The sequence below is a fragment of the Salinarimonas ramus genome, assembly GCF_014645695.1.
In the GTDB taxonomy this organism is placed as follows: Bacteria; Pseudomonadota; Alphaproteobacteria; order Rhizobiales; family Beijerinckiaceae; genus Salinarimonas; species Salinarimonas ramus.
On record NZ_BMMF01000005.1, the window covers coordinates 212,715 to 234,927 of the forward strand.

Genomic DNA, 22,213 nt, shown 5'->3' on the forward strand with positions numbered 1-22,213 from the left:
CGCTCACACCCCCCGCATCCGCTCCAGCGCGGCATCCAGCGTCGCGTCGCGCTTGGCGAAGCAGAAGCGCACCACATTCGTCACCTCGCCCCCGGGATAGAAGGCCGAGACCGGGATGGCGGCGACGCCGTGCTCGCTCACCAGCCGGCGGCAGAAGGAGACGTCGTCCTCGCCGCGCGCGCCGATGTCGACGTTGACGAAATAGGTCCCCGCGGCCGGGATCACCGAGAAGCCGAGCCCCGCGAGGCCGTCGCAGAAGCGGTCGCGCGAGCGCTGCAGGTCGGCGCGCAGCCCCTCGAAATAAGCGTCGTCCTTGCCGAGCCCGTAGGCCACCGCCGCCTGGAGGTTGGGCGGCGTCGTGAAGGTGAGGAACTGGTGGGCCTTGGCGAGCGTGCCGAGCAGCGGCGCGGCGGCGCTCACGAAGCCCACCTTCCAGCCGGTGAGATTGAAGATCTTGCCGGCCGAGCCGATCTTCACCGTGCGCTCGCGCATCCCCTCCTCGTTCATCAGCGAACGGTGGCGGCGGCCGTCGAAGATCACGTGCTCCCACACCTCGTCGCAGATCGCGATGGCGTCGTGGCGCACGCAGTAGCGGGCGAGCAGCGCGCGGTCGGCGTCGGAGAAGACGGTGGCCGTCGGGTTCAACGGATCGTTGAACAGGACGGCCTTGGTGCGCTCCGAGAAGACGGCCTCGAGCGCCGCCTCGTCCAGGCCGAAGAGCGGCGGCTGGAGCGTGACCACGCGCGGCACGCCGCCGGCCCGGCGCACGAGCGGCAGGTAGGCGTCGTACATCGGCGCGAACAGGACCACCTCGTCGCCGGGCTCCAGGATGGCCATCAGCGCGCCGGCGATGGCCTCGGTGGCGCCCGACGTCACCATGATCTCGCGCTCGGGATCGAGGACGAGGCCCTGCCAGCGGGCGTAATGCGCGGCGATGGCGGCGCGCAGCTCCGGCAGGCCGAGCATGGGCGGATACTGGTTCCAGCCCTCCAGCACGGCGCGCGCCGCGGCCTCGCGCACGTCGGCGGGGCCGGGATCGTCCGGAAAGCCCTGGCCGAGATTGACGGCGCCCGTCTCCCGGGCACGGCGCGACATCTCCTCGAAGATGGTCGTCGGCAGGCCTGAGAGAACGGAATTGAGCGGCTTCATCGGGCGGCTCCGGCTCGGGAACGGGATGGTCCCGCCCTCTAGCACGGCCGCGCGCGCAGCGCGACGGGACGCGACGCTAGCGCCGCCGCGCCGCGATCTGGCGCTGGGCGGCCGCTTCCGCCGCGCGCTTCTGGGAGGCCTCGCGGGCCTTGAGGAACTGGACGACGCGCTGGGCCGTCTGCGGGCGCAGCTGCTCGAAGGCGTCGCGGGAGCGCTTGAGGACATGGGGCGCGCAAGCGCCTTCGGGATCGCGCAGCGCGAGCAGCGGCTCGACCGTGGTGAAGGACCAGCCCTGGGCGCGGGCGACGACGACGAGCAGCTCGCTGTCGCCGGCCTTGAACAGGCGTTCGGCCGTCGAGAGCGTCAAATCGGCGGCGAAGGATATGGCGCAGATCGCCTCCTCGCCCTTGCCGTCGCGCGCGTAGGTCGCGACGTCGCCCTCCGTGATCGGGCGCGTCGCGGCCAGCCGCGAGACCACGGCGTAGGCCGCCGCGAGATCGCGCCCGCCCGGCAGCACGGCGGCGCGCACCGAGCTCGCGCCGATCTCGATCACCTCGGTGACGATGGCGCCCTCCGACGGCGCGTCCTCGGCGAGGCGCCTGCGCGCGGTCTCCTGAGCGATGGCGACGAGCTGGCGGACGTGCTCCTCGGGCAGGTCGACGCGCTCGGAGAGCACGTCGTGCAGCGGCGTGTCGATGCGCGCGCGATCGATCAGATCCCCGATCGCCCCGTCGGAGAAGCGCGCGCCCGGATTGGCGGCGACGGCATGGACCACGCGCCGGTCCCCGCGCTTCACCAGCACGTCGGTGACGGGCTCGGAGAGCGTCGTGCGCGCGCTGATGGCGAGCATGTGCTCGCGCCCCTTGGCGATGGCGACCGCCACGAGATCCTCGTCCGACAGTCGCTCGGAGCGGGCGAGGACGGGGCGCGCCACCGCGATCTCGTCGTGGGCGAGCGAGCGGATCACGCCGCGCGGCGCGTTGGGCGCGTCCGCCAGGCGCTCGGCGAGCTCGACGCGGGCCCGCGCCTCGATCGCCGCCGCGAGGCGCGCGATGACGACGTCGAACAGGTCGACCTGCTCGTCGGTGAGCGCCGGGGCGTCGCGCAGGAAGAGGTCGGTGACCTGGCGCAGGTGGTCGGCACGCCGCGTGCTCGTTCCACGTGCGATCGCGTCGTCGACCTCCCTCATCAATGCGGGCATCGCGTTCATGGCTCCCTCGTGCCTCCCGACGCGACGTTAGGCGAGCCGATGAAGCGCGAGGTTAGATCGATCGCTCGAATTGTCCGGGTCTGGCGGGAAGCCGACGGGAAAGCGGCGTGGGGAGACGAAATACGGCGCGAAACCTGCGCCGGGCGTGCGTGACGTACGCCCGCACGCGCCGCGCCGGCCTGGAATCACCCGAGGAGGTGGTTTTGCTCAGATCGCCTCGGCCTCGAGCGTGCGCTCGCGCATGGCGGTGAAGCGCACGATGCGCTGGGCGGTGGAGACGGAGAGCTGCTGGAAGGCGGCGAAGGCCGAGCGGTGGACCTCGTCGGTGAGCTCGCGCCCCGCCTTGGCGACGAGGAAGGCCTTGAAGGTCGCCCAGCCGAAGCGCAGCGAGCGCAGGAAGAAGAGCAGCGGGTCGTAGTGGTTCGAGTGGTAGGCGCGCGCCACCACCGGCGTCGGCACCTGGGCGAGATGCGCGATCGCCGCGAGCGCGTCCTCGATGCGCCCCTCGCGCACCCAGGCGGCGATGGTCTCCTCGTCGAGCGCGCCCGAGCCCGCGCATTCCGAGACGATCCGGGCCGCGTCGGCGAAGTCGTCGACGAGGGCCTTGTAGCTCGACGTGCGCGCCAGGTCCTCGGCGGCACCGTCCACCGCGTCGTCGAAGGCGGCCGTGTCGAAGGAGAAGCCGTCGAGGCGCGCGAGCGAATCGCGCATCGTCGCACGCGCCTTCTCGCGGGCGATGGCGACGAGCTGGCGCAGCTGCTCGTTGCCGAGGCTCGCACGCGCCTCGAGCTGCGTCTGCAGGTCCTCGTCGCCGCGCGCCTTCTCCACCAGCGCCACCAGAGAGCGCTCGGAGAGCAGCGCGCCCTCGTTGCCGGCCACCGCGCTGACCACGCGCTCGTCGCCGCGATCCACGAGAATGTCGGTGATGCGCTCGGAGAGGCTCGCGCGGCGGCTCAACGCCAGGAGGTGCTCCTGGCTCTTGAGCGCGGCGACCCGGGCGAGATCGTCCTCGTCGAGGCGCGCCGCACGCTCCAGCACCGGGCGCGCCACCGCGATCTCGTCGTCGAGCGCGAGGTCGCGCAGCACGCCCTGGGGCGCGTTGATCATGTCGGCGAGGCGCTCGGAGAGCTCCACGCGCACACGGAACTCGATGCCCCGGGCGAGCCGCAGGATGACCTCGTCGAACACCGCCACGTGCAGGTCGGCGAGGTGGGGCGCCTGCTCGATGAACAGGTCGGTCATGCGCCGCAACGTCTCGACGCGCCGGGACGGGTCGCCGTTGGCGACGGCGTCCTCCACGTCCGACACGAGCGAGGTCAGCATGTCCATGAGCACGATCTTCCCGGCCGCGAGCGCCTTCTCGCGTCGTCGCGTCGAATGCACCTTAATGCCCTTTCGTAAGCGATGTGTTGAGACGCAGCCGCGAATCCCATGCGCGGAAAGGGTTCGTGGCGCTCTGGCGGACCGAGAGGTCCCGGTGAACATCCGTGCGGCAAACGTAGCGTTAACGGGCTTCGCGCTAGAACGTCATCGACGACGTCGGAACGAATGCAATGAAGTACAAGGCTCTGCATATTGCTCATCTGAGCATCATCATGCCTTTTCTTTGGGCGACTTCCGCGTCGGCGGCGCCCGTCACCGAGCTCGGCGCGCGGCTCGACACGACCTGGATCATGGTCGCCGCCGCCCTGGTCTTCCTGATGCAGATCGGCTTCATGCTGCTCGAGGCCGGCGCCGTGCGCACCAAGAACGCGGTGAACGTCGCGCAGAAGAACCTGCTCGACTTCGTCTTCGCCACCCTGGCCTTCGCGGCGATCGGCTTCGCGCTCGCCTTCGGGGCGTCGTCGACGCTCCTCCCCGTGGGTTCGGAGGCGCGGCTCTTCCTGCTGAGCGGGCTCGCGCCGGAGGAGGTGCCCTTCTTCGTCTTCCAGGTGATGTTCTGCGGCACGGCGGCGACGATCGTCGCCGGCGCGGTCGCCGAGCGGATGCGGCTGTCCGCCTACGTCGTCTGCACCGTCGTCATCGCCGCCCTGATCTACCCGGTCTTCGTCCACTGGGCCTGGGGCAACGCGCTCGCGCCCGCCTCCGGCGCCTGGCTCGCCGATCTCGGCTTCGTCGACTTCGCCGGCGCGACGGTGGTCCACGCCACCGGCGCGTGGGTGGCGCTCGCCGCCTGCCTCGTCCTCGGCCCGCGCGCCGGGCGTTTCGACGCGCGCGGCCGCCCCGTGCGGATCGCGGGCCACAGCCCCGTGCTCTCGGCCGCGGGCGCGCTCGTGCTCTTCGTCGGCTGGATCGGCTTCAACGGCGGCTCGACGCTCGCGGCCTCCGCGGAGGTGCCCGCGATCGTCCTCGCGACGGTGCTCGCGGGCGCCGCCGGCGGCGCGGGCGGCTACGTCGCGGGCTGGTCGCGGGACGGGAGGCTCCCGCCCGAGCGCCCGATCAACGGCGTGATCGGCGGGCTCGTCGCCGTCACCGCCGGCTGCCACCTCCTCGATCCCGGCGCGGCGATGCTGGTGGGCTTCCTCGGCGGCCTCGTGGCGAACGCCGTCAACCACCTCCTCGAGACCCGCGCGCGCCTCGACGACGTCGTCGGCGCGGTGGGCGTGCACGGCGCGGCCGGCGCCTTCGGCACGCTGGCGCTCGCGCTGCTGGCACCCGTCGACATGCTCCCCGCCGGCGACCGCGTCGCGCAGCTCGGCGTCCAGGCGCTCGGCGTCGGCACGAACGCCCTGTGGGCCTTCGGCATCGCCTACGTCGCGCTGCGCCTCCTCGCCCGCGCGCTCCCCGTCCGGGTCTCGGCGAGCGACGAGGCGGCGGGGCTCAACGTGGCGGAGCACGCGACGCGGCTCGGGACCGGGCACGTCGAGGACGCCATGCAGTCGCTGGTGCGCGGCGACATCGACCTCGCCGCCCGCCTCCCCGTGGTCGACGGCGACGACGCCCAGCGGCTCACCGAATTGTTCAACGGCCTGATGGATTCGCTTCAGCGGGCGGAGGAGCGGCGCGGCGACGAGACCGAGCGCCGGCGCGCGGAGGAGGAGGCCTCGCGGCTCGCCGCCCTGGCGGACGCGACCTTCGAGGGCATCCTCATCGTGCGCGACGGCGTCGTCGTCGACGCCAACACCTCCGCCGGCACCCTCTTCGGCGCCGACGCGCACGGCCTGCGCGGGCGCCCGCTACGCGATCTCGTTCCCGCCACGGACTGGGGCGATCTCGCGCGGGCGCTCGCGGGCTCCGACGCGGGCGCGCCCTGCGAGATGCGCGTGCGCGGTGCCGACGGCGCGCCGGTGCCCGTGGAGATCCGCCGGCGCTCCATCGTCGTCAAGGGCGTGGAGGCGCAGGTCCTCGCCATCGCCGACCAGCGCGAGCGCCACGAGGCGGAGGCGCGCATCTACCATCTCGCCCTCCACGACCCGCTGACCGACCTGCCGAACCGCACGCTCTTCAACCGCGAGCTCGCCAAGCGCACGGAGCCGCGGCCCGAGGCGAGCGCGGGCGCGACGCCGGGCGCGGCGCTCCTCCTCGTCGACCTCGACCGCTTCAAGGACATCAACGACCTCTACGGCCACCCCGCGGGCGACGCGGTGATCTCCGCCGTGGCGGCGCGCCTGCGCGGCCTGTGCCGCGAGAGCGACTGCGCGGCGCGGCTCGGCGGCGACGAGTTCGCCGTCCTCCAGGCCGGGATCGTCTTCGCGGCGCAGGCGAGCGATCTCGCCTTGCGCATCCTCCACGAGGTGGGCAAGCCCGTGCTCCTGCCGAGCGGCCAGGAGATCCGCCCGTGCTGCTCCATCGGGCTCGCGCTCTTCCCCGACCACGCGGGCGACGCCGCCGGCCTGTTCCAGCAGGCGGACACGGCGCTCTACGCGGCCAAGAACGCCGGGCGCAACGGCTATGCGATCTACGAGCCCGGCATGGGCGAGGCCCAGCGCCGGCGCCAGCGCATCGAGGCGGAGCTCGCGGGCGCCCTCGATCGCGGCGAGCTCGCGCTGCACTACCAGCCGCGCCTCGATCTCGCGCAGGGGCGCATCGTCTCCTACGAGGCGCTTCTGCGCTGGAGCCACCGCGAGGACGGCTCGATCTCGCCCGCCGACTTCATCCCCGTGGCCGAGGAGACCGGCCTCATCGTCCCCATCGGCGCCTTCGTCCTGCGCGAGGCCTGCGCCGCCGCGGCGCGGCTCTTCCCCGAGACGGGGATGAGCGTCAACGTGAGCCCCCGCCAGTTCCGGGACCCGGAGTTCCTCGAGACCGTTCTCGACGCCCTCGAAGCCTCCGGCCTGCCGCCGGATCGGCTCGAGCTCGAGATCACCGAGAGCGTCCTCGTCGACGACGACCGCCGCGCCATCGCCATCCTGGAGACGCTGGAGCGCGCCGGCGTGCGCATCGCGCTCGACGATTTCGGCACGGGCTATTCCTCGCTGAGCTATCTCACGCGCTTTCCCTTCGACACGATCAAGATCGACCGCTCCTTCATCCGCGGCATGGAGGACGACGACAGCGCCTGGCACATCGTCGAATCGGTGCTGCGGCTCTCGGAGGGGCTCGGCGTGCGCGTCGTCGCGGAGGGCGTGGAGACGCCCGACCAGCTCCTGCGGCTCATGCAGCGCGGCTGCGACGAGGTGCAGGGCTACCTCATCGCCGCCCCCGCCGGCGCCGACGTCGCCGCGCGCACCATCCCCGAGGCGGTGCGCACCATCCTCGACGACCCCGCCGCCTACGCCGCGACCCGCGCCGAGGCGCTCGCCGAGCTCGCCGGCGCCCGCCGCCGCGCGGGCGGGCGGCGGAAGGCGGGGTGAAACGGTCGGGTTGAGTGGACCTGGAGCGTTAAGACGATTAGCTCCAAGGGCTACTTTAAATTGCGCTCAATTGCCCGATTCTCAATCATAGCGACTAAGAATAGAGGTACTAACAGCTATCGGATTCAGATTGGCATTTTCTGACTCGACTCAGGGGTGCGAATCGGAAATCTTTCGCGCATCCGAAGGAAGGAGAGTTCGATGGCAAAGAAGTCGCCGTGGCATTCGATCAAGGCCGGAGTGCATCACAACGATACTAATTGTAACACCGGCAACAACATCGAAAAAGAGAACATTCGCCAGGGTACTGGCGGCAAGCCGCTATGTCAGGAATGTGCTCGCCTGAATAAGTCGCGCTGAGGAAATCAATTCAGTGACGAGATGGCCGCCTGCTCCGCCTCGTACAGCACGATCCCCTCCCTCGCCGCGTCGTAGGCGAGGGCGTTCACGTCGTGGCTTTTCGCCTCGAAGACGCTGCGACGGACGGGGAAGACCTGAATGGCGGGGCCGAGGTCCGCGACCAGCGGCCACAGCGTGAGCGGCGTGTAGACGCCGGCCGGGATGTCGTCCGAGAGGACGACGAGCAGGTCCCAATCGCTGTCTCTATCGTGATCCGCGCGCGCCCGGCTGCCGAACAGGATCACGCGCTCGACCGGAGCCGCGCCGCGCAGGCGCGCGACGGCCGCCTCGATGGCGGGCTCGATCACGGGAGAGGTCGACGTCGTCGTCATCGCGCGCGAGGCTACCACCGCATCGAGACGCCGCCAACGCCGCTGCCTCCACCTTCGCTCAGCGGATCATCACCACCGGCGTGCCCACGCGCACGCGCTGGAAGAGGTCGATCACGTCCTCGTCGCGCATGCGGATGCAGCCGTAGCTCGCGGCGGAGCCGATGGAGGCGCGCATCGTGCGGGTCGTGCCGTGGATGGCGGTGAGGCCGTCGTCGAGGGTGAGCGCGGCGGCGCCCATCGGGTTCGAGGGATGGCCGCCGGGGATCACGTCCGGCAGATGCGGCAGGTCGCGGCGCACGTCCGCAGGCGGCGTCCAGGCCGGTGCGACGTGCTTCCCGTCGATGCGCCGCCAGCCCGTCCACATCTTGTCGGCGCGCGGCACCGCCACGCGGTAGCGGATCGCGGTGCCGTCGCCGAGATCGAGATAGAGCGCGCGCTCGGCGGCCCGCACGACGATGGCCCCCGCGGGCACGTCGAGATCGAAGGCCACGCGCTCGCGCGCCTGCAGCGGCGCGGGCGCGACGGCGAACCAGGCGGCGAGGACGAGGATCATCGTGAGACGCTGCGGCATCGGGCGGGCTCCCTCTCGGACCATGAGGGGCGTTCTCGCGCGCGGCGGCTCGCCGATTCCTGAGCGAACGTGGTTGAGAGAGGCTCAATCGGCGCGGACGGTCGACCGGGCGTTCACGAATTGGGGAGAATGCCGCGCATTTCGCGCGCGCTCCGCGTTCCGCACGCACCCGCGGCCGTGCTAGTGATCGGTCAGGACTGACTGATCCGGGCGGCCATGACCCTCGACGGAACCCGCATCCTCCTCGTCGTCGGCGGCGGCATCGCCGCCTACAAGGCGCTCGACCTGATCCGGCGGCTGCGCGAGCGCGGCGCGCGGGTGCGCTGCATCCTCACCGCCGGCGCGCAAGCTTTCGTGACGCCGCTCGCGGCGGCGGCGCTGTCGGGCGAGAAGGCCTTCACCGACCTGTTCGACCGCGAGGACGAGGCGGCGATCGGCCATATCCGGCTGGCGCGGGAGGCGGACGTCGTCGTCGTGGCGCCCGCGACCGCGAACCTGATGGCGCGCATGGCGCAGGGCCAGGCGGACGACCTCGCCACCACCGTGCTTCTCGCCACCACCGCGCCGATCCTCCTCGCGCCGGCGATGAACCCGACCATGTGGGGCCACCCGGCGACGCGGCGCAATCGCGCGACGCTGGAAGCGGACGGCGTCGCCTTCGTCGGGCCGGGCTCCGGGCGCATGGCGGAGCCGGAGAGCGGCCCCGGGCGCCTCGCCGAGCCGGTCGAGATCGCCGACGCCGTCGAGCGGCTCGTCGCCGCGCGCGCGGAGAGCGCCCGCGCTCGGGGCCCGCTCGCCGGTCGCCACGTCCTCGTGACGTCGGGGCCGACGCACGAGCCCATCGACCCCGTGCGCTACATCGCCAATCGCTCGTCGGGCAAGCAGGGCCACGCCATCGCAGCCGCCGCCGCCGCCGCGGGGGCGCGGGTGACGCTCGTCTCCGGGCCGGTCGCGATCGCCGATCCGCCGGGCGTCGCCGTCGTGCGCGCGGAGAGCGCCCGGGAGATGCTCGCCGCCGTCGAGGCGGCGCTGCCCGCCGACGTCGCGATCTTCGCCGCCGCCGTCGCGGACTGGCGCGCGGCCGAGGCGAAGCCCTCGAAGCTCAAGAAGGACGGCACGACGCCCGCCCCGCTCGCGCTGGCGCTCAACCCGGACATCCTCGCCACCATCGCCAGGCGCCCGCGAGAGCCCGGGAGCGGGCGCCCCGCCCTCGTCGTCGGCTTCGCGGCGGAGACCGACGACGTCGTCGAGAACGCCCGCGCCAAGCTCGCGCGCAAGGGCTGCGACCTCGTCGTCGCCAACGACGTCTCCGCCGCCGGAGGCGGGGTCATGGGCGGGGACTTCAACGCCGTGCACCTCGTCTCGCCCGAGGGGGTCGAGACCTGGGCGCGCGCCGCCAAGGACGAGGTCGCCCGCCGGCTCGTCGCCCATCTCGCGAGCCGGCTCGCGGCGTCGTCGCAGGAGAAAGCCCAGGAGCCTTCGCAGTGAGCGTGAGCGTGCGCGTGGTGCGCCTGCCCCATTGCGGCGATCTTTCGCTGCCACGATACGAGACCGCGGGTGCCGCGGGCCTGGATCTTGTTGCGGCGATCGGGCAAAATACGTATATCGAGTTGGGTATTCACGAAAGGGCCCTGGTCCCCACGGGCTTCGCGCTCGAGCTGCCCCCGGGCTACGAGGCGCAGGTTCGGCCCCGATCCGGGCTCGCGGCGAAGCACGGGATAACCGTGCTCAACGCGCCCGGCACGATCGACGCGGATTATCGCGGCGAGGTGATGGTGCTCCTCGTGAACCTGGGCGACGCGCCGTTCCGGATCCACCGGGGGATGCGCATCGCCCAGCTGGTGGTCGCGCCGGTGACGCGCGCGACCCTGGTCGAGGTCGCCGAGCTGGGGACGACACCCCGTGCCGGCGGTGGTTTCGGGTCGACCGGCGTCTGAGGGCCGGACGGTCCGGGAGGACACGAGCGGCCTCGTCGGCCGCCAGGGGGTAATCACGGTCATGATCCTGTTGTCTCGCCGTTCGCTGCTCGCCATCGCCGCCGTGGTGGACATCGCGCTCCACGCCCGGCCGGCGCCCGTCGCGGCGAAGGTGCTCGCCCAGCGCCACAACCTGCCGCCGCGCCATCTGGAGACGGTGCTGCAGGCGCTGGTGCGCGTGGGCATCCTCAAGGGCGTGCGCGGCCCGCGCGGCGGCTACGAGCTCGCCAAGGAGCGCCGCCGCATCACCGCCGGCGACGTGGTGCGCGCGGCCATGAGCGTCACCGGCGAGGACGGGCTGCCGCCGCTGCCGGAGAGCCAGCTCGTCGACGAGGTCGTCGGCCCCGTGGTCAAGAGCGCGGGCGAGGCCTTCCTGGGCGAGCTCGACGGCATCACCATCGAGGACCTGTGCAATCGCGCCGAGAGCATGACCGGACCGGACGCGGGGACCGACGGGGCGCTGGATTTCGCCATCTGACGTGTGATTTGAAAAGAACCGCGACAGGCTGCGTGAATTGGGCTAGAAGGGGCGCCGAACCGAACGGAGGCTTCCCATGGCACAGCCCACCCGCACCGACGAGACGCCGCGCACCCACGGGCGCGGCCGGGTCTACGACTCGATCACCCAGACGATCGGCGACACGCCGCTCGTGCGCCTCGCGCGCCTGCCGCAGGAGCGCGGGATCGACGCCGACGTGCTTCTCAAGCTCGAGTTCTTCAACCCGATCGCCTCGGTGAAGGACCGCATCGGCGTCTCCATGATCGAGGATCTGGAAGCGCAGGGCCGCATCGCGCCCGGCGCGACGCTGATCGAGCCGACCTCCGGCAATACCGGCATCGCGCTCGCCTTCGTCGCCGCCGCGCGCGGCTATCGCCTCATCCTCGTCATGCCCGAGACGATGTCGACCGAGCGGCGCAAGATGCTCGCCTTCCTGGGCGCCGAGCTCGAGCTCACTCCCGGCCCGCAGGGCATGAAGGGCGCCGTCGCCCGCGCCAACGAGCTCGCCCGGGAGATCCCCGGCGCGGTGATCCCGCAGCAATTCTCCAACCCGGCGAACCCCTACATCCATCGGGTGACGACGGCCCAGGAGATCTGGAACGACACGGCCGGCGAGGTGGACGTGCTGGTCTCGGCGGTGGGCACCGGCGGCTCCATCACGGGCATCGGCAAGGTGCTCAAGGAGAAGAAGCCCGGTGTGAAGGTCATCGCGGTGGAGCCCGAGGACAGCCCCGTCCTCTCCGGCGGCCAGCCCGGCCCGCACAAGATCCAGGGCATCGGCGCGGGCTTCGTGCCCGACGTGCTCGAGCGCGGCCTCATCGACGAGGTGGTGACGGTGGGCAACCAGACCGCCTTCGACACCTCCCGCGCGCTCGCGCGCGCGGAGGGCATCCCCGGCGGCATCTCGACGGGCGCCAACGTGGCGGCGGCCCTCGAGATCGCGTCGCGCCCGGAGATGAAGGGCAAGACCATCGTCACCATCGCCTGCTCGTTCGCGGAGCGCTACATCTCGAGCGCGCTGTTCGAGGGGCTCTGAGCGAGGGGGCGGACCCGAGCGGCGCCCGCGCCGCTCAGGTCTCGACGAGGCCCGTCGTGTCGTCGGACGCCCGCGAGTCCGGGCGTCCCTTCGGCAAGCCGAGATATTCGTGCGAGCGCATCTCCATGATGCGCGAGACCGTGCGGTCGAACTCGAAGGCCTCGCGCCCGCTCGTCGCCGTGTAGAGCTCCTGCGGCTGGGCGGCGGCGCAGGCCAGCAGCTTGACGCGCTCGTCGTAGAGCGCGTCGATCAACGTGATGAAGCGCTTGGCCTCGTTGCGCTTCGTCGCGTCCATCACCGGCACGCCGTCGATCATCACGGTGTGGAAGTCGCGCGCGACGGCGAGATAGTCGGAGGCGCCGAGCGGCGCCTCGCACAGATCCGCGAACGAGAAGCGCGCGACGCCCGCCGCCGCCTGCGGCACGACGACGGAGCGCCCCTTCACGGCGATCTCGATGCGCTCGCCCCGGGTCTTGCCGGTCAGCGCCTGGAAGGCGCGATCGAGCGCTGCGCGGCCGCTCTCGTCGGCGGGAACGTGCCAGATCTCGGCACCCGACAGCTTCTCGAGCCGGAAATCCGTGCGCGCGTCGAGGCGCACGATCTCCATCCGCTCGCCGATCATGCCGATGAAGGGCTCGAACAGCGCCCGGTTCAGCCCGCCCTCGTAGAGCCGCGCGGGCTCCACGTTCGAGGTGGCGATCACGGTCACGCCCTGCGCGAAAAGCGCCTTGAACAGCCGCCCCAGGATCATCGCGTCGGCGATGTCGGTGACGGTGAACTCGTCGAAGCAGAGCACCCAGCTCTCGTCCGCGATCGCCTTCGCCACCGGCGCGATGGGGTCGTCGCCCTTGACGCGCCCGGCCTTGAGGTCCTGCCGGAAGGCATGGATGCGCGAATGCACGTCGGCCATGAAGGAATGGAAATGCGCCCGGCGCTTGCGGCGCACCTGCAGGGTCTCGAAGAAGAGATCCATCAGCATGGTCTTGCCGCGCCCGACCGAGCCCCAGACGTAGAGCCCCTTCACGGGAGCCTGCGCCGCGCCCTTGCGCCCGAACAGCCAGCCGAGCGCGCTCCCTTTTCGCGCGAGCCGCCGCTCGGCGAGCGCCGCCGAGAGCGCATCGAGCCGCCGCAGGAGCCCCACCTGCGCCGGATCGCGCTCGATCGAGCCCGACGCGACGCGCGCCTCGTAGGCACGCGACACGGGACGCTTCGGATCGGGAGAGGGCACGGGTCTCGTCACGGGAGAAGGGCTTTAGCGCCGGACGGAGGCGGGTTCAATGGGGAAGGCTGACGTACCGGACGCTCCAGGACATCGACCGCGCCGAACCTGCCGGCTGCGACCATCAGCGCGACGCGGCCAGCGGCGGCGCATCCGCGGCGGACGCTTCGCCCGGGTCGGCGGCGAGCGCCGCCGCCAGCGCCGCGAGATGGGGATCGTGCACGCCGAGCTCGACGAGGTGGGCGGCGGTGGAGAGCACGTAGTCCGGGTTCGCGCCGGACTGGCCGACGCCGCCGCGGACGATCTCGAGGGTGCGCGCATCGTCGAGGCGCCCGGCATATTGCAGATGCGCGCGGTCGACCACGTAGGTCAGCGCCCGCACGATCCGCCCGTCGGCAAGCCGCGCGTCGAGCCGCCGCTCGAGATAGACCGACGTCACCTGCTCGCGGGCGCGCAGGTAGCGGATCGTCTCCGCCGCGTCCGCCGCGCCGACGCGGAAGGCGACGCCGCGGCACGAGCCGCCGCGGTCGAGGCCGAGCACGAGGCCGGGCCGCTCCGGCGTGCCGCGATGGACGTGGGAATAGACGCACAGCGCCCGATGATAGCCCCGCACGTGCGCGGGACGGCTCTCGTGAAAGGGAAAGCCCGGTCGCCACATCAGCGAGCCGTAGCCGAACACCCACAGATCGTCGCCTCGTGTCTCGCCGTCCCCGTCCGCGCTCATCCCGCTCTCCGCTCGCACCGCGCGCGACCCCTACGCTCCCCGGAGGAGCGAGGCAACCACCCGCCGCGGCCATTGCTCGCGCGCCCTTTACCACGCATGCCACGCGCGCCATTTGCCGGCCTGAGGCTTTTCGGCTAGGACCCGCCGGCCTTGGCGACGCAGCGCAGCGGCCGGCTCGGAGGAGCGAGACAGGATGACGACACGCGACGGCGACGCGCCGGATGCCCCGGCCCGCAAGGCGACCCGCCGGGGCTCGCGCTTCTGGCTCTTCGCCCCCTTCGTCCTCCTCGCCCTCGTCGTGATCGGCTGGAGCGCGGCCTGGTTCGCCATCCGCGAGCGCGTCGTCGTCGAGCTCGACGGCCTGCTCGGCGTCGAGGAGACGCTCGGCCGCTCCTGGACCTGCGCGGATCGGCGCGTGGCGGGATTCCCCTTCCGCATCGAGGTCTCGTGCGGGCGCCTCGCGCTCGCCACCGCCGACGGGCTCACCCTCGATCTCGGCCCGGCGCAGGCGCTGGCGCAGATCTACCAGCCGCGTCATGCGATCGTGAACGTCGCGGGCCCGCTCGGCGTCGAGACGCCGGAGGGCCGCGTGGCGGCGCAATGGGAGCTGCTGGAGGCCTCCGTGCGCAATCTCGGGCGCGGCACGGAGCAGCTCGCCATCGTCGTCGAGGCGCCCCGCGCCACGATCTCCGCGCCGGCCCTGCCGGCGCCGGTGGAGGCGAACGCCGCGCGCGCCGAGCTCTACGCCCGCCCGAGCCCCGGCACGACGCTCGCGACCGGCGCCCTGGACGCCGTCATGCGCGCCGAGGCGCTGGAGGTGCCCGGCCTCGCCGTCGCGCTCCCCGAGGCCGCCCGCGGCCCCGCCGACATCGAGGTACAGCTGCGCCTGCATGCGCCCCGCGCCCTCGCCCGCGGCGGGGACGATCCCGCGCTCGCCGCCCGCGCCTGGCGCGACGCCGGCGGGCGGCTGGAGATCGGCGTCGTCGCCGTGGAGACGGGGAGTGCGGCGCTGCAGCTCTCCGGTGAGCTGGCGCTCGACGCCATGGACCGGCCCGAGGGCCGCATCGAGGCGTCGGGCCGAGGCCTCGGCCCCATCGTGCAGGCGGCGCTCGGCGGGCGGGGAGACTTCATGGTCGACGCCATCGTCGCCGCGCTCGGCGGGGACGCGCCCCCGGCCGCCGACGGCGAGCCGGCCCCGGAGCTGCGCCCGCTCCCGCCTCTGCGCATCGCCGAAGGCCGCGTCTTCGTGGGCCCGATCCCGGTGCCGCGGGTGAGCGTGCCGCCGCTGTTCTGACGCGCGCCGTGCCTATTCGGCGGCGATGGTGAAGGGCAGGGCGATGGTGCCCGCCTTGTCGGAGGCGATGTCGCGCGCGCGGTATTCGAGCACGTAGTCCCCCGGCCGGATGCCGTCGAGGGTGAGCGTCAGCGTCAGCATGAACTCGCGATTGCGCTCGCGGCTCTCGAGCGCGAGCCGCTGGAAGTTCTCCCGCCCGCCGACGATCTCCCCGTCCGGCCGCTTGATCAGGAGATCCACGTCGAAGCCGAAGACGACGCGCCCGTCTCCCGTCTCCTCCCAGAGATAGCCCTGCGGCTCGGCATAGACCACGAGCCGCTCGCCGGGCGCGAAGACGCTCGTCTCCCGCGCCTCGTAGACGCCGAATCCAACGGGACGCTCCGACACGAACGTCGCGGTGCGGAAGGTGAGCGGCAGCTCCTCCCACACCGCGACGAGCGCCGCCTCGGCCTCGGCGAGGTCGTCGAGGGTGGCGGCCTTCGCGGCGGTGGTAGGTAGGGTGGCGAGGAGGAGGAGCGCCGACGCGGCGGCGGCGCGGGCGATGGACCCTTTATGGAAACGCGGATGAGCGAGCATGGCGGAGCCCCGGCGATGTCGAGACATGACTGTAAGCTCGGCCATAACGCAAACGCACGTCCCGATCCACCCGCCACGATGATGCAGTGTCGCATTGCCCGGGACGACCCTCGCGCGCGTCGCCCGTTGCTCCGCGGCGCATTTATGGGCACTCTGCGCGCCCGATGAACCACCACCACCGGTGCCGCGGGGAGGACACGGATGGCTGGGCTCGACGTGCAGGCGATCTCGCATCAAGTGGAGCACGACCCCTGGCTGGTCGTACTCTCGATCGTCGTCGCCATGCAGGGGGCGTATGTCGGGCTCGCGCTCGCAGGGAGGGTCGCGGCGGCGGAGGGGGTGCGGCGGCGCGTGTTCATCGGGGGCGCGGCCGCGACCTTGGCCGTGGGCATCTGGTCGATGCACTTCATCGGCATCCTCGCCGCCGCCATGCCCGTGCCGGTGGACTATCTCGTCGTGCCCACCGTCGTCTCCTTCCTGGTCTGCGTCACGGTGATCGGCGCAGCCATGGTGCTCGCCGCCACCGACCTGCCGGCGAGCCTGCGCATCGGCGCGGGCGGGCTCGGCATGGGGGCCGGCATCGCGTCCATGCACTACATCGGCATGGGCGCGCTCGCCGGCGCCATGAGCATGAGCCATGCGGCGGGAGCCGTCGTGCTGTCCGTCGCGCTCGCGGTCGCGGCCTCCATGGCGGCCTTGTGGCTGTGCTTCGAGGCGCCGCGCCAGACGCTCGGAGCGTCGGCCGTCGCCATGGGGCTCGCCGTATCGGGCATGCACTACACGGCGATGGCCGGCATGAGCGTGCATGCGCAGGCCGCGGCGGCGCCGAGCCGCTTCGCCTCGAGCCTCTCGCCGGACGGGCTCGCGCTCACCGTCGCCCTCGTCGCCTTCGCCGTCTCCGGCGCCTTCCTGATGACGCTCACTCCCGACCGCCGGCGCGCCCCGGAGGCGGCGAGAGCACCCGAGCCGGCCGACACCGTCGAGGCCGCTTCCGAGGCGAGCGCCCCCGTCGCCGCATCTGCCGGCCCTGCTCCCGAGGCTGCCGTTTCTCTTCAGCCCGAGCCAACCTCCGAGCCTGCGGCGCGCGAGCCGGCCTCTCGGGCGACGCCGCTGGGCGGCGCGGGCGCGCCGGCCCGCCGACCCCTGTCCACGATCACGGTCGAGCGCAACGGCGCGGCCCTTGCGCTCCCCGTCGCCGCGATCCGCTGCGTGCGGGCGAACGCGCACTACACCTACGTCCGCGACGAGACGCAGGACTATTTCTGCGGGCTGTCCATCGGCGAGGCCGAGGCGGCCCTCGATCCGGCGCGCTTCCTGCGGGTCCACCGCAGCCACATCGTCAACCTCGATCACGTGATCGCCGTGCGCAAGGCCGGCGACAACGGCGTCGTCGTCCTCGACGGCTGCGGCACGCTCCCCGTCGCCCGCGCGCGCCTCGCGGGCCTGCGGCGGCGATTCGAGGAGGGGGAGGCCCGCCGCGCGCGACCGCTGGATGCGGCGGAATAGGTCAAGCTCCCTGACGCACTTCGTGCAGCCGACCCCGCATTTCGTGCGCGGCCTCGGGTTTTCGTGCACGAGCCATTGAACCACCCCTCTCCTCTCTGGACCCTTTCGAAAAAGACGGAGCATGCTCCGCACGCAAGGGTTGGAACAGCTGAGGAGGACCGGCGTGATACCCGCCAATTTCGCCTATCACCGGCCGAGCACGATCGAGGAGGCCGTCGGCCTTCTCGCCTCGCTCGGCGAGGAGGCCCGCGCGCTCGCGGGCGGCTTCAGCCTCATCCCCATGATGAAGCTGCGCCTCGCCGCGCCCGAGGCGCTCGTCGACCTCTCCCGCATCGCCGCCCTGAAGGGCGTGCGCGAGGAGGGGCCGGAGATCGTCGTCGGCGCCATGACCACGCAGCATCAGCTGATGTCGGACCCGATCATCGCGGCCAAGGTGCCGCTGATCCCGGAGACGTCCGCCGTCATCGCCGATCCGCAGATCCGCTATCGCGGCACGCTCGGCGGCAACGTCGCCAACGGCGATCCCGGCAACGACATGCCCGCCGTGATGATGACGCTCGACGCCACCTACGTGCTCGCGGGCCCCAACGGGACGCGCTCGGTCAAGGCGCGGGGCTTCTACGAGGGCGCGTACTTCACCGCGGCCGAGCCCGGCGAGATCCTCACCGAGATCCGCATCCCCACGCCCGCGCCGGGCGCCGGATACGCCTACGAGAAGCTCAAGCGCAAGGTCGGCGACTACGCCACGGCGGCCGCCGCCGTGCAGCTGACCATGAAGGCGAGCACGGTGGAGACCATCGCCATCGGCCTCACCAACGTCTCCGAGACGCCGCTGCTCGCGCAGGACGCGATGACCATCCTCGCCGGCTCGCGGCTCGAGCCGGAGGTGGTCGACCGCGCCGTCGCCGCCGCCGAGGCGATCACCAACCCGGCCTCCGACGGGCGCGGCCCCGCCGAGTACCGCACCGCCATGGCCGGGATCATGCTGCGCCGGGCGCTCGCCCGCGCCGCGTCTCGCGCGCAAGGCTGAGGGGAGAGACCATGTCCAAGGTCCACGTGAAGCTCACCGTGAACGGCAAGGCGCACGAGGCGCTGGTCGAGCCGCGCACGCTCCTCGTCCATTTCCTGCGCGAGGATCTGAACCTCACCGGCGCGCATGTCGGCTGCGAGACCGGCCATTGCGGCGCCTGCACCGTCGACATCGACGGCATGTCGGTGAAGTCCTGCACCATGTTCGCCGTCCAGGCGGACGGCGCCGACATCCTGACGATCGAGGGCGTCGCCGCCCCCGACGGCACGCTGCACGCGCTCCAGGAGAGCTTCCGCGAGATGCACGGGCTCCAGTGCGGCTATTGCACGCCCGGCATGATCGTGCGCGCGCATCGCCTGCTCCAGGAGAACCCGCGCCCGACGGAAGCCGAGATCCGCGCCGGCATCGCCGGCAACCTGTGCCGCTGCACGGGCTACCAGAACATCGTCAAAGCCATTCAGCACGCCGCCGCGACGCTCGCGGGCGAGCCCTTCCAGGAGGCCGCCGAATGAACGACATGACCCCCACCCGCGAGGAGCGCGAAGCCAAGCTCCAGGGCATGGGCTGCAAGCGCAAGCGCGTCGAGGACGTGCGCTTCACGCAAGGGCGCGGCCAGTACGTCGACGACCTGAAGCTGCCCGGCATGCTCTTCGGCGACTTCGTGCGCTCGACCTACGCGCATGCGCGCATCAAGAAGATCGACGCCTCCGCCGCGCTGGCGCTGCCGGGCGTCAAGGCGGTGCTGACGGCCGCCGACCTCAAGCCGCTCAACCTGCACTACATGCCGACGCTGGCCGGCGACGTGCAGGCCGTGCTCGCCGACGAGAAGGTGCTGTTCCAGGGCCAGGAGGTGGCCTTCGTCATCGCCGAGGACCGCTACGTCGCCGCCGACGCGGCGGAGCTCGTCGAGGTCGAGTACGAGGAGCTCCCGCCCCTCGTCGACCCGTTCCAAGCCATGGCCGAGGACGCGCCGCTCCTGCGCGAGGACATCAAGGACAAGACCGAGGGCGCCCACGGCCCCCGCAAGCACTACAACCACATCTTCGACTGGCAGATCGGCGACAAGACCGGCACGGACGCGGCCTTCCAGGGCGCGGACGTGACGATCAAGGAGATGCTCTCCTACCACCGCACGCATCCCTCGCCGCTCGAGACCTGCCAGTGCGTGGCCTCGATGGACAAGATCCGCGGGGAGCTGACGCTGTGGGGCACGTTCCAGGCCCCCCACGTCATCCGCACGGTGGCGTCGATGCTCGCGGGCATCCCCGAGCACAAGGTGCACGTCATCGCCCCCGACATCGGCGGCGGCTTCGGCAACAAGGTCGGCGCCTATCCGGGCTACATCTGCTCGGTCGTGGCCTCGATCGTGCTCGGCGTGCCGGTGAAGTGGGTCGAGGACCGGATGGAGAACCTCTCCACCACCTCCTTCGCCCGCGACTACCACATGACCACAGAGCTCGCGGCGACGAAGGACGGCAAGATAACCGCCATGCGCGTCCACGTGCTGGCCGATCACGGCGCCTTCGACGCCTGCGCCGACCCGTCCAAGTGGCCGGCGGGCTTCATGAACATCTGCACCGGCTCCTACGACATCCCGGTGGCGCATCTCGCGGTCGACGGCGTGTACACCAACAAGGCGCCCGGCGGCGTCGCCTATCGCTGCTCCTTCCGCGTCACCGAGGCGGTCTACGCCATCGAGCGTGCCATCGAGATCCTGGCGCAGAAGCTCGGCATGGATTCCGCCGAGCTGCGGATGAAGAACTTCATCAAGGCGGAGCAATTCCCCTACCAGTCGGCGCTGGGCTGGGAATACGATTCGGGCGACTACCACACCGCCATGAGGAAGGCGCTGGACACGGTGGGCTACGATGCGCTGCGCGCCGAGCAGACGGCGAAGCGCGACGCCTTCCGCCGCGGCGAGACCCGCGAGATCATGGGCATCGGCATCTCGTTCTTCACCGAGATCGTCGGCGCCGGCCCGACGCGCAATTGCGACATCCTCGGCATCGGCATGTTCGATTCCGCCGAGATCCGCATCCATCCCACCGGCGGCGTGATCGCGCGGATGGGCACGAAGAGCCAGGGCCAGGGCCACGAGACGACCTACGCCCAGATCATCGCCACCGAGCTCGGCATCCCCGCCGACGACATCATGATCGAGGAGGGCAACACCGACACCGCCCCCTACGGCCTGGGCACCTACGGCTCGCGCTCGACGCCCGTCGCCGGCGCCGCTACGGCGGTCGCCGCGCGCAAGATCAAGGCGAAGGCGCAGATGATCGCGGCGCACATGCTCGAGGTGCACCACGACGACGTCGAGTTCGACATCGACGGCTTTCGCGTGAAGGGCCTGCCCGAGAAGCGCAAGTCCATGAAGGAGATCGTCTGGGCGGCCTACAACCAGCCCCCGCCGAACATGGAGCCGGGCCTCGAGGCGGTGTCCTACTACGACCCGCCGAACATGACCTACCCGTTCGGCGCCTATCTCTGCGTGATGGACATCGACGTCGACACCGGCGTGTACAAGGTCCGGCGCTTCTACGCGCTCGACGATTGCGGCACGCGCATCAACCCGATGATCATCGAGGGCCAGGTGCACGGCGGCCTCACCGAGGCCTTCGCGGTCGCGATGGGCCAGGAGATCCGGTACGACGAGCAGGGCAACGTGATGGGCGCGTCCTTCATGGACTTCTTCCTGCCCACCGCGGTGGAGACGCCGGTCTGGGAGACGGACCACACCGTCACCCCCTCGCCGCACCACCCGATCGGCGCCAAGGGCGTCGGCGAGAGCCCGCACGTGGGCGGCGTGCCGTGCTTCTCCAACGCGGTGAACGACGCCTTCGCGTTCTTGGGGAGCACGCACATCCAGATGCCCCACGACCATTGGCGCATCTGGAAGGCCGCCCGCGCGCTGGGCGCGTGACGCGGAGGTCGGTGAAGCGAGGCGCGTCGTCTTTCCTTCCCTGTAGTGGAAGGAGAGCAAACGGCGCGCCGGCCAACCACCGTTTCGAGGAGAGTAATCCGTGACCGCCCCCCTCGACCGCGAGGCCATCGCGGAGCGTCTCGCCGCGACCGGCTACGTGCCCGATCGCGACCTCGCGACCGCGCTGGCGCTGATGCAGCGGCTCGGGCGCCCGCTCCTGCTCGAGGGCGAGGCGGGCGTCGGCAAGACGGAGATCGCCAAGGCGCTCGCCGAGATCCACGGTACGCGCCTGATCCGGCTGCAATGCTGGGAGGGGCTCGACCGCGCCGCCGCGCTCTACGAATGGAACTACCAGCGCCAGCTCCTCGCCATCAAGGCGCGGGAGGGGCACGACGCGAAGGTGGTGGAGGCGGAGATCTTCTCTGAAGCCTACCTGCTGGAGCGCCCGCTGCTCGCCGCCATCCGCCAGGAGACGGCGCCCGTGCTCCTCATCGACGAGATCGACCGGGCGGACGAGGAGTTCGAGGCCTTCCTGCTCGAGCTCCTCTCCGATTTCCAGGTGACCATCCCCGAGCTCGGCACGATCACGGCGACGAGCGTGCCGCACGTGATCCTCACCTCGAACGCCACCCGCGAGCTCTCGGACGCGCTCAGGCGGCGCTGCCTCTACCATTACGTCGACTATCCCGCGCCCGACCGCGAGGCGCGCATCCTGCTCGCGCGGCTTCCCGCGATCGATACGGCGCTCGCCACCCAGATCGCCCGCTTTCTCGCCAAGCTGCGGAAGGAGGACCTCGCCAAGGTCCCGGGCGTCGCCGAGAGCCTCGACTTCGCGGCGAGCCTGGTCGGCCTCGCCGACCTGCGCGAGGATCCCGACGCGGTGCGCGACGCGCTGATCGCGCTCCTCAAGACGCGCGAGGACCGCGCGCGCCTCGCGCCCCAGGTGATCGCGCGCCTCGTGGAGGCGAGCGCGTGA

Annotated in this window: 20 protein-coding genes; 12 read left to right on the forward strand and 8 right to left on the reverse strand. The window is 71.7% G+C overall.

The annotated features are described in order from the left end of the window. Window positions 1–3: 3 nt before the first annotated feature. The 3 genes from IEX89_RS09985 to IEX89_RS09995 all read right to left on the reverse strand — a co-directional run bounded on the left by IEX89_RS09985 (window position 4) and on the right by IEX89_RS09995 (window position 3,688). Window positions 4–1,149: an aminotransferase gene (locus tag IEX89_RS09985; RefSeq protein WP_188912321.1), complete on the reverse strand. Its 1,146-nt coding sequence runs from the start codon at window positions 1,147–1,149 to the stop codon at window positions 4–6. Window positions 1,150–1,225: 76 nt separating this feature from the next. Next, window positions 1,226–2,359, reverse strand: a complete 1,134-nt coding sequence (locus IEX89_RS09990) for a DUF2336 domain-containing protein (protein WP_188912323.1) — start codon at window positions 2,357–2,359, stop codon at window positions 1,226–1,228. Between the two features lie 207 nt (window positions 2,360–2,566). Then, the gene (locus IEX89_RS09995) at window positions 2,567–3,688 is read right to left on the reverse strand and encodes a DUF2336 domain-containing protein (RefSeq protein ID WP_188912325.1); all 1,122 of its coding nucleotides are present in this window, start codon (window positions 3,686–3,688) and stop codon (window positions 2,567–2,569) included. A gap of 266 nt (window positions 3,689–3,954) precedes the next feature. Between IEX89_RS09995 and amt the strand changes: the two genes are divergently transcribed. Together amt and IEX89_RS10005 are read left to right on the forward strand one after the other, a co-directional pair. After that, window positions 3,955–7,152, forward strand: a complete 3,198-nt coding sequence (gene amt / locus IEX89_RS10000) for an ammonium transporter (protein WP_188912327.1) — start codon at window positions 3,955–3,957, stop codon at window positions 7,150–7,152. Window positions 7,153–7,353: 201 nt separating this feature from the next. Beyond that, on the forward strand, window positions 7,354–7,512 hold the full coding sequence (locus tag IEX89_RS10005) for a hypothetical protein (protein ID WP_188912329.1): 159 nt from the start codon (window positions 7,354–7,356) through the stop codon (window positions 7,510–7,512). Window positions 7,513–7,517: 5 nt separating this feature from the next. Here the strand turns inward: IEX89_RS10005 and IEX89_RS10010 are convergent, their stop codons facing one another. Continuing rightward, on the reverse strand, window positions 7,518–7,883 hold the full coding sequence (locus IEX89_RS10010; protein ID WP_188912331.1) for a nucleotidyltransferase domain-containing protein: 366 nt from the start codon (window positions 7,881–7,883) through the stop codon (window positions 7,518–7,520). A 58-nt stretch (window positions 7,884–7,941) separates the two neighbouring features. Continuing rightward, window positions 7,942–8,454, reverse strand: coding sequence for a L,D-transpeptidase (locus tag IEX89_RS10015; RefSeq protein WP_188912333.1), 513 nt, complete (start codon window positions 8,452–8,454; stop codon window positions 7,942–7,944). Window positions 8,455–8,670: 216 nt separating this feature from the next. On the opposite strand from IEX89_RS10015, the gene coaBC reads away from it, so the two are divergent. The 4 genes from coaBC (at window position 8,671) to cysK (ending at window position 11,965) form a co-directional block, all read left to right on the forward strand. Further along, window positions 8,671–9,942 carry a bifunctional phosphopantothenoylcysteine decarboxylase/phosphopantothenate--cysteine ligase CoaBC gene (coaBC, locus tag IEX89_RS10020; RefSeq protein ID WP_188912335.1) on the forward strand — a complete coding sequence of 424 codons (1,272 nt, stop codon included), beginning with the start codon at window positions 8,671–8,673 and terminating at the stop codon, window positions 9,940–9,942. Next, complete coding sequence (gene dut, locus IEX89_RS10025; RefSeq protein WP_188912337.1) at window positions 9,939–10,391, forward strand: dUTP diphosphatase; 453 nt, start codon at window positions 9,939–9,941, stop codon at window positions 10,389–10,391. Before coaBC ends, dut begins: the two co-directional genes overlap by 4 nt. Window positions 10,392–10,452: 61 nt before the next feature. Continuing rightward, entirely contained in the window at window positions 10,453–10,908 is a 456-nt protein-coding gene (locus tag IEX89_RS10030) for an RrF2 family transcriptional regulator (RefSeq protein ID WP_188912339.1), read from the forward strand. 76 nt (window positions 10,909–10,984) lie between these two features. Continuing rightward, window positions 10,985–11,965 (forward strand): cysteine synthase A, encoded by a 981-nt coding sequence (gene cysK, locus IEX89_RS10035; protein WP_188912341.1) that lies wholly within the window; start codon window positions 10,985–10,987, stop codon window positions 11,963–11,965. 34 nt (window positions 11,966–11,999) lie between these two features. On the opposite strand, the gene zapE is transcribed toward cysK, so the two are convergent. Together zapE and IEX89_RS10045 are read right to left on the reverse strand one after the other, a co-directional pair. Then, window positions 12,000–13,193: a cell division protein ZapE gene (gene zapE / locus IEX89_RS10040; RefSeq protein WP_244645255.1), complete on the reverse strand. Its 1,194-nt coding sequence runs from the start codon at window positions 13,191–13,193 to the stop codon at window positions 12,000–12,002. A gap of 115 nt (window positions 13,194–13,308) precedes the next feature. Beyond that, on the reverse strand, window positions 13,309–13,908 hold the full coding sequence (locus IEX89_RS10045; protein WP_188912344.1) for a gamma-glutamylcyclotransferase: 600 nt from the start codon (window positions 13,906–13,908) through the stop codon (window positions 13,309–13,311). Between the two features lie 193 nt (window positions 13,909–14,101). Here IEX89_RS10045 and IEX89_RS10050 point away from each other — a divergent pair, with 193 nt between their 5' ends. After that, window positions 14,102–15,202, forward strand: coding sequence for a DUF2125 domain-containing protein (locus IEX89_RS10050; protein ID WP_188912346.1), 1,101 nt, complete (start codon window positions 14,102–14,104; stop codon window positions 15,200–15,202). 12 nt (window positions 15,203–15,214) lie between these two features. On the opposite strand, the gene IEX89_RS10055 is transcribed toward IEX89_RS10050, so the two are convergent. Further along, complete coding sequence (locus tag IEX89_RS10055) at window positions 15,215–15,805, reverse strand: hypothetical protein (protein ID WP_188912347.1); 591 nt, start codon at window positions 15,803–15,805, stop codon at window positions 15,215–15,217. A gap of 174 nt (window positions 15,806–15,979) precedes the next feature. Between IEX89_RS10055 and IEX89_RS10060 the strand changes: the two genes are divergently transcribed. The 5 genes from IEX89_RS10060 to IEX89_RS10080 all read left to right on the forward strand — a co-directional run bounded on the left by IEX89_RS10060 (window position 15,980) and on the right by IEX89_RS10080 (window position 22,213). Further along, entirely contained in the window at window positions 15,980–17,284 is a 1,305-nt protein-coding gene (locus tag IEX89_RS10060) for an MHYT domain-containing protein (protein ID WP_188912349.1), read from the forward strand. A 163-nt stretch (window positions 17,285–17,447) separates the two neighbouring features. Further along, a complete protein-coding gene (locus IEX89_RS10065) occupies window positions 17,448–18,314 on the forward strand; it encodes an FAD binding domain-containing protein (protein ID WP_188912350.1) in 867 nt (288 codons plus the stop codon). Window positions 18,315–18,325: 11 nt separating this feature from the next. Beyond that, window positions 18,326–18,826, forward strand: coding sequence for a (2Fe-2S)-binding protein (locus IEX89_RS10070; protein WP_188912352.1), 501 nt, complete (start codon window positions 18,326–18,328; stop codon window positions 18,824–18,826). Then, entirely contained in the window at window positions 18,823–21,237 is a 2,415-nt protein-coding gene (locus IEX89_RS10075) for an aerobic carbon-monoxide dehydrogenase large subunit (RefSeq protein WP_188912354.1), read from the forward strand. Before IEX89_RS10070 ends, IEX89_RS10075 begins: the two co-directional genes overlap by 4 nt. Before the next feature lie 100 nt (window positions 21,238–21,337). After that, window positions 21,338–22,213: an AAA family ATPase gene (locus IEX89_RS10080; protein WP_244645257.1), complete on the forward strand. Its 876-nt coding sequence runs from the start codon at window positions 21,338–21,340 to the stop codon at window positions 22,211–22,213.

Excerpts from the sequence above, each read along its gene's own strand:
- IEX89_RS09985 (WP_188912321.1), bottom strand. The coding sequence starts at position 1,149 with ATGAAGCCGCTCAATTCCGTTCTCTCAGGCCTGCCGACGACCATCTTC.
- IEX89_RS09990 (WP_188912323.1), bottom strand. The coding sequence starts at position 2,359 with ATGAACGCGATGCCCGCATTGATGAGGGAGGTCGACGACGCGATCGCA.
- IEX89_RS09995 (WP_188912325.1), bottom strand. The coding sequence starts at position 3,688 with ATGGACATGCTGACCTCGCTCGTGTCGGACGTGGAGGACGCCGTCGCC.
- amt (WP_188912327.1), top strand. The coding sequence starts at position 3,955 with ATGCCTTTTCTTTGGGCGACTTCCGCGTCGGCGGCGCCCGTCACCGAG.
- IEX89_RS10005 (WP_188912329.1), top strand. The coding sequence starts at position 7,354 with ATGGCAAAGAAGTCGCCGTGGCATTCGATCAAGGCCGGAGTGCATCAC.
- IEX89_RS10010 (WP_188912331.1), bottom strand. The coding sequence starts at position 7,883 with ATGACGACGACGTCGACCTCTCCCGTGATCGAGCCCGCCATCGAGGCG.
- IEX89_RS10015 (WP_188912333.1), bottom strand. The coding sequence starts at position 8,454 with ATGCCGCAGCGTCTCACGATGATCCTCGTCCTCGCCGCCTGGTTCGCC.
- coaBC (WP_188912335.1), top strand. The coding sequence starts at position 8,671 with ATGACCCTCGACGGAACCCGCATCCTCCTCGTCGTCGGCGGCGGCATC.
- IEX89_RS10030 (WP_188912339.1), top strand. The coding sequence starts at position 10,453 with ATGATCCTGTTGTCTCGCCGTTCGCTGCTCGCCATCGCCGCCGTGGTG.
- cysK (WP_188912341.1), top strand. The coding sequence starts at position 10,985 with ATGGCACAGCCCACCCGCACCGACGAGACGCCGCGCACCCACGGGCGC.
- IEX89_RS10045 (WP_188912344.1), bottom strand. The coding sequence starts at position 13,908 with ATGAGCGCGGACGGGGACGGCGAGACACGAGGCGACGATCTGTGGGTG.
- IEX89_RS10050 (WP_188912346.1), top strand. The coding sequence starts at position 14,102 with ATGACGACACGCGACGGCGACGCGCCGGATGCCCCGGCCCGCAAGGCG.
- IEX89_RS10055 (WP_188912347.1), bottom strand. The coding sequence starts at position 15,805 with ATGTCTCGACATCGCCGGGGCTCCGCCATGCTCGCTCATCCGCGTTTC.
- IEX89_RS10060 (WP_188912349.1), top strand. The coding sequence starts at position 15,980 with ATGGCTGGGCTCGACGTGCAGGCGATCTCGCATCAAGTGGAGCACGAC.
- IEX89_RS10070 (WP_188912352.1), top strand. The coding sequence starts at position 18,326 with ATGTCCAAGGTCCACGTGAAGCTCACCGTGAACGGCAAGGCGCACGAG.
- IEX89_RS10075 (WP_188912354.1), top strand. The coding sequence starts at position 18,823 with ATGAACGACATGACCCCCACCCGCGAGGAGCGCGAAGCCAAGCTCCAG.